This window comes from Microbacterium sp. MMO-56 (genome assembly GCF_037146215.1).
Taxonomy (GTDB): domain Bacteria; phylum Actinomycetota; class Actinomycetes; order Actinomycetales; family Microbacteriaceae; genus Microbacterium.
In genome coordinates, this window is record NZ_JBBCVW010000041.1 from 1 (window position 1) to 1,983 (window position 1,983).

A 1,983-nucleotide genomic window follows, 5' to 3' on the forward strand; every position below is an offset into this window, starting at 1 on the left:
GCATTCATCGCTCGGCTACCTCGCACCCGTCGACTACGCTCGGCAATGCACCCATCAATCGGAAACCGACGACTCGCACAGCGACCGGACCGAATGAAGGGGGCGGCCCAATGTCGCCAATGACCTGGGCGGCATATGCGACATAGAGGACGAGAACAATCCACGGGATCGACCGCGCCCGCCCACCGCGATTGATGACGACGGCTGCACCGAACACGGCCACCGCGATCCAGGGAGCGATCGGCCCGAGGGGCTGATCGGCTTCGGTCAGGTCGATGTGAGGGATGCCCACAAGCGCAGCACCCGCGACGATTCCCGTAGCGAGCAGGACGAGTTGCATGAACCCCGTTGCGACCCGGGCGGCCCCGGAGACCATCTGACCAGTCGCTAGCTCGATGACACCGGTGGTCAACAGCGCACCGGGCAGAAGCACGACGATCGGAGCGATGAGCGATGGCAGCACTCCTGGGTCGAGCTCCGTCCGTGCTAGGAGAAAGACAGCTACTGAGCAGGTAAACGCCAGTGCTGCGGTCAGGATCGGCTCGTGGAGACGAGGGAGACCCGCCGCGAGCAGCAGCACAGCGCCGACGACGCTGCCGAGTATTGCAGCGACGGCGACGCCGGCCCATGACGCGCCGAGAAGCACAGCCAGCGCCGCGCACAAGAACACGTAGGCGATGACACGGGCCGTGGCGGAGAACGGTGGCGGAGATATGCGCATCAGTCTGATGAGCGCCCGCGCCCGACTGGCATCCACACCGCCGGTCCTCGCCTGCCCGACGATCCGGTCGAGGTCGTCGAGTTGATGCAGCAGCAACGGCGTATGACCGCTCGACACAGCTCCCGTGCGCAACTCACCGCCGCCACGCGTGGAAACGAACAGGGCCGTCGGCATGACGACGATCTCAGTGCGCGGGTAGCCGTTGACCCGGGCGATATCTTCGAGTGTGGAGTGCACGGTCTTCACTGTGTACCCAGCATCGATCATGGCCTCACCCACGGTCTCGAGAGCCGCGAAGCTCACCGCACCGGCAGACAGCGGGGCTGTGGTCGCTGGCAGCCGCATGCGACGCGTCCGGTCGCGGCGGCGGACGACGAGGACCACGAGAACGCTGAGCACGAGTACCGCGATGGCGATCGTCCATGACATGGTCCCGACCGGACTGACCACTACCGCGGGCGGAACTTCCTCACGCACCAACATCATTGCTGGCCGCGCAAGTCACGAGGAGTAGCCCAACAAACCACCTTCATCGCACTCATGGTGAATCGCTTTCGCTATTGGAATAGGGATGGATCGACACAGCGGCAGCGTCAGGTTAGTCAGCAAGGGTCGCGTCGGAGGTCACCGCGACAGAGGCCCACGCGTCAAACTCCAATCGAGACAGCCCATCGATAATCGAGCGGCGGACCTCGTCTTCCTGCGCAACACTCCACGCGGCGGAGCCGACGACGAAGTCCACTTCGACATAGATCTTTTGCCCGACCTTGCCCGCCCGCACGACAGGGGTCGGAAGCCCGAACTCGGCGCGCGCCTTCTCGACGACCTCGGCGACACGGGCCGCGAGCTCAGGCGGCGGTGCGCCTTCCAACAATTCGTTCACACCCGACCGGATGAGCCGCACGGGCACTGGGGCGAGCACCGCACACGCGACGAAAACAAGGATCGGATCCGCAAATCTTGCAATGTCCCGCAGGGGTGTCAAGGCAAGGACCGCTACCGCGATCGCGCCCGCGACCATGATCACGCTGAGCACCGATCCCGCACGCCACTGCGCCACCTCAGCGGCGACAAGATCAGAACCGGCTGCCAACCGGCGGAGCCACCACGCCGCACCAAACCCAAGCAGCGCGGTAATGAGTCCGTAGATGGGGACTGCTGCACGAGTAGGTGACATCTGATCTGGCTTGCCCGTGGGGTGGGCCTGGAAGGATGTTGCTGTGCCCAAGCCCTACCCGTCCGAGTTCCGTGACGACGTTGTG

General features: G+C 64.8%; 1 protein-coding gene and 1 pseudogene. Both read right to left on the reverse strand.

What is annotated here, in order from left to right; all coding sequences use genetic code 11:
- Positions 1 to 304 precede the first annotated feature (304 nt).
- Positions 305 to 1,207 (reverse strand): annotated as a pseudogene (locus WFI00_RS17675) (threonine/serine exporter family protein); the annotation flags it as partial.
- A 112-nt stretch (positions 1,208 to 1,319) separates the two neighbouring features.
- Positions 1,320 to 1,898 carry a hypothetical protein gene (locus WFI00_RS17680; RefSeq protein WP_336642388.1) on the reverse strand — a complete coding sequence of 193 codons (579 nt, stop codon included), beginning with the start codon at positions 1,896 to 1,898 and terminating at the stop codon, positions 1,320 to 1,322.
- Between the last annotated feature and the right edge of the window lie 85 nt (positions 1,899 to 1,983).